The 3,792-nt window shown below is 70.5% G+C and carries 4 protein-coding genes; 2 read left to right on the top strand and 2 right to left on the bottom strand.

The window, feature by feature from the left end; all coding sequences use genetic code 11:
* Both H0H10_RS23250 and H0H10_RS23245 read right to left on the bottom strand, forming a co-directional pair.
* A partial coding sequence (locus tag H0H10_RS23250; RefSeq protein WP_309141877.1) for a glycogen debranching protein occupies positions 1 to 1,051 on the bottom strand: 1,051 nt, incomplete at its 3' end.
* Positions 1,048 to 1,566: a pep a2 gene (locus H0H10_RS23245; RefSeq protein ID WP_188183020.1), complete on the bottom strand. Its 519-nt coding sequence runs from the start codon at positions 1,564 to 1,566 to the stop codon at positions 1,048 to 1,050. The genes H0H10_RS23245 and H0H10_RS23250, both read right to left, overlap by 4 nt.
* A gap of 251 nt (positions 1,567 to 1,817) precedes the next feature.
* Here H0H10_RS23245 and H0H10_RS23240 point away from each other — a divergent pair, with 251 nt between their 5' ends.
* Both H0H10_RS23240 and H0H10_RS23235 read left to right on the top strand, forming a co-directional pair.
* On the top strand, positions 1,818 to 2,138 hold the full coding sequence (locus H0H10_RS23240) for a DUF5133 domain-containing protein (protein WP_188183019.1): 321 nt from the start codon (positions 1,818 to 1,820) through the stop codon (positions 2,136 to 2,138).
* 53 nt (positions 2,139 to 2,191) lie between these two features.
* On the top strand, positions 2,192 to 3,792 hold a 1,601-nt coding region (locus H0H10_RS23235), incomplete at its 3' end, for an alpha-1,4-glucan--maltose-1-phosphate maltosyltransferase (RefSeq protein ID WP_188183018.1).

The raw sequence follows: 3,792 nt of genomic DNA, 5'->3' as shown, positions 1-3,792 counted from the left end.
GGTCGAAGCGGAAGCCGTCGACGTGCATCTCGGTGACCCAGTACCGCAGCGAGTCCATGATCAGCTGGAGCACGTAGGGGTGGCGCATCAGCAGGCTGTTGCCGGTGCCGGTGGTGTCGTAGTAGTGCTGCCAGTCGCCGTCCACCAGGCGGTAGTAGGAGGCGTTGTCGATGCCGCGGAAGGAGAGGGTGGGGCCCTTCTCGTTGCCCTCGGCGGTGTGGTTGTAGACCACGTCGAGGATCACTTCGAGGCCGGCCTCGTGCAGGGTCTTCACCATCGCCTTGAACTCGGTGACCTGCTGGCCGCGGGTGCCGTGGGCGGCGTAGCCGTTGTGGGGCGCGAAGAAGCCGATGGTGTTGTAGCCCCAGTAGTTGGACAGGCCCCGGTCCTGGAGCACCCCGTCGTGCACGAACTGGTGCACCGGCATGAGCTCCACGGCCGTCACGCCGAGCGAGGTGAGGTGCTCCACGACCGCCGGGTGCGCCAGGCCGGCGTAGGTGCCGCGGAGTTCGGCCGGCACGTCGGGGTGGGTACGGGTCAGGCCCCGGACGTGGGCTTCGTAGATCACGGTGTCCGCGTACGGCCGCCGGGGCGGGCGGTCGTCGCCCCAGTCGAAGAAGGGGTCGGTGACCACGCCGAGCATGGTGTGCCCGGCGCTGTCGGCCGGGTCGGGCCGGCCCTGGGCCCGTTCGAAGAGGGAGGGGTGGTTGTCCACCTGCCCGTCCACGGCCCGGGTGTACGGGTCGAGGAGCAGCTTGGCCGGATTGCACCGGTGGCCGACGGCCGGGGCCCACGGACCGTGGACCCGGTAGCCGTAGCGCTGCCCGGGTCCGACGCCGGGCAGGTAGCAGTGCCAGACGAAGCCGTCGACCTCGGGCAGCGGGACGGTGCTGTGGGTGCCGTCGTCGTCGACGAGGACGAGGTCGACGCGTTCGGCGACCTCGCTGAACAGCGCGAAATTGGTGCCCTGTCCGTCGTACGCGGCCCCCAGGGGATAGGGGTGCCCGCTCCACACGGGCGACCCCTTCCAGCTCGGCCTCGCGGCGGTCACCGGCTCTCCTCCACCAGGACGCCGCCCGCCGTGCTCGCCGGGCCGGCCAGCCGGGCCACCGGCATGACCTCGCGCGGCACCTCCAGACCCTCCTGGGTGATCGGCTCCGGCGCCGTCGGCACCAGCGGGATGCGCTCGCCGGCCCGGGCGCGCTGCGAGAACCAGATGACCCTGGCCCCGGCCTCGGTGGCGCAGCAGCCCCAGCCGTCACTGGTGGCGGCGAGGTGCTGCAGACAGCTCCGCAGGTCCTGGTCGGGGCGGAGCGCGTGGTCGTTGCCCCCTACGGCCGTGATGAGGTGCTGGTGGTTCCACCACATCTCGATCGACGTGTTCTTGTCGCTCGCGTGCCGGTCGATCGCTCGCAGCAGCATCTCTGCGGCGCCGCAGACGGGTTCGACGAGGTTCTCCAGGTCCCAGAACCGGAGGTGAGCGGCCAGGATGCGCCTGACCTGTCCGACCCGTTCCGGGCTGACTTCCACGTCGAGGTGGTAGTAGCAGGGCACTGCCGTCTTCATCGTCGTGGCTCCTCACCGCGAAAGCTCTCGCTCCTCCCCGTCCCGTGGGGGACGGACTCCCCGAACACGAAGCGTGAGCGTTGATCGCTTCTGAGTCACTCCAGAGTGGGATCAGTAGTCCATTCGTGCAACACGAGCGGAAACCGACCCGGATGGTTGAAGTTCCAACAAGACGGCGAGTGATCGTCCGTGCACCATGTGTAAGAACTCGATCGTCCGTAACGGACCGTCCCGGAAGGCGGCACGGCACCATGCTGCTACCTGCGAAGACAGAAGTCGCCCGGCAGCTGCGGCGTTACCGGGCGTGGGAACGGATGATGCTCGCCTCTCCCGCGGACGTGGGCGTCCGGGCCACCTTCGAGGACTCCGGCTACACCCTCTGCGTACTGATGGGGAAGCGGTGCGCACGGGAGGCCGCCGACGCCGCCGAACGGTATCTGCGGACGAGTCTGGTGGCCTACATGCAGGAGCAGAGCGAGCTGCCCCGTCCGGTCCGGGCGGTCCGGCGCGGCCCGCCGGTGGCGGACCGGCGTTCACCGTCGGGGCGGAAGACCCCCTCCGGCGCGGCTTGACCCAGGTGACCGGGCCCTGAGCCCGGCTTCGAGCACGGCGGAGGTGAGAACGGATGAGTACGACTGGGCAGATCGGGCGTATCCCGGTCCGGGACGTCCACCCGGTGGTGGAGAACGGCAGGCGCCCGGCGAAGGCGGTGGCGGGAGAGACCTTCGAGGTCACCGCCACCGTGTTCCGCGAGGGGCACGAGGCGGTGGGCGCCAATGTCGTACTGAGGGACCCCGAGGGCCGGCCGGGGCCGTGGACGCCGATGCGTGAGCTGGCGCCGGGCACCGACCGCTGGGGCGCCGAGGTCACCCCGGGCGCACCCGGCAGGTGGACCTACCAGGTGGAGGCGTGGAGCGATCCGGTCACCACCTGGCGGCGTCATGCGGGGATCAAGGTCCCGGCGGGGATCGACACGGGCCTCGTCCTGGAGGAGGGGGCCGAGCTGCACGAGCGGGCCGCGGCGGGGGTGCCGAAGGACGCCGGGCGGGCCGTGGTGCTGGCCGCCGCGGCGGCGCTGCGCGACGACTCGCTGCCCGTCGCCACCCGTCTGGCGGCGGCGTCGACGCCCCAGGTGGTGGCGGTGCTGGCCCGGCATCCGCTGCGGGAGCTGGTGACCGCCTCCGATCCGCTGCCGCTGCTGGTCGAGCGCGAACGCGCCCTGTACGGCTCCTGGTACGAGTTCTTCCCGCGCTCCGAGGGCACTCCCGAACAGCCCCACGGCACCTTCCGCACCGCCGCCCGCCGCCTGCCCGCGATCGCCGCGATGGGCTTCGACGTCGTCTACCTCCCCCCGATCCACCCCATCGGCACCACCCACCGCAAGGGCCGCAACAACACCCTCTCCGCCACCCCCGACGACGTCGGCGTCCCCTGGGCCATCGGCTCCCCCGAAGGCGGCCACGACACCGTCCACCCCGCCCTGGGCACCCTCGACGACTTCGACCACTTCGTCACCGAGGCCGCCTCACTCGGCCTGGAGACCGCCCTCGACTTCGCCCTGCAGTGCTCCCCCGACCACCCCTGGGTCCACAAACACCCCGAGTGGTTCCACCACCGCCCCGACGGCACGATCGCGTACGCCGAGAACCCGCCGAAGAAGTACCAGGACATCTACCCCATCGCCTTCGACGCCGACATGGACGGCCTGGTCACCGAGACCGTCCGCGTGCTGCGCTTCTGGATGGGCCACGGCGTGCGGATCTTCCGCGTCGACAACCCCCACACCAAACCCGTCGTGTTCTGGGAACGCGTCATCGGCGAGATCAACCGCACCGACCCCGACGTGATCTTCCTCGCCGAGGCCTTCACCCGCCCCGCGATGATGCACACCCTCGCCCAGATCGGCTTCCAGCAGTCCTACACCTACTTCACCTGGCGCAACACCAAACAGGAACTCACCGAGTACCTCACCGAACTCACCGGCGACGCCGCCTCCTACATGCGCCCCAACTTCTTCGCCAACACCCCCGACATCCTCCACGCCTACCTCCAGCACGGCGGCCGCCCCGCCTTCGAGACCCGCGCCGTCCTCGCCGCCACCCTCTCCCCCGCCTGGGGCATCTACAGCGGCTACGAACTGTGCGAGAACACCCCCCTGCGCGAAGGCTCCGAGGAATACCTCGACTCCGAGAAGTACCAGCTCAAACCCCGCGACTGGGCCACCGC

The organism is Streptomyces griseicoloratus (genome assembly GCF_014534645.1).
Lineage (GTDB): Bacteria > Actinomycetota > Actinomycetes > Streptomycetales > Streptomycetaceae > Streptomyces > Streptomyces griseicoloratus.
This window is presented reverse-complemented; position numbering and strand designations above follow the sequence as displayed.

Bases quoted from the DNA above. Each gene is read 5' to 3' on its own strand.
- H0H10_RS23245 (WP_188183020.1), bottom strand. From the start codon at position 1,566: ATGAAGACGGCAGTGCCCTGCTACTACCACCTCGACGTGGAAGTCAGC.
- H0H10_RS23240 (WP_188183019.1), top strand. From the start codon at position 1,818: ATGCTGCTACCTGCGAAGACAGAAGTCGCCCGGCAGCTGCGGCGTTAC.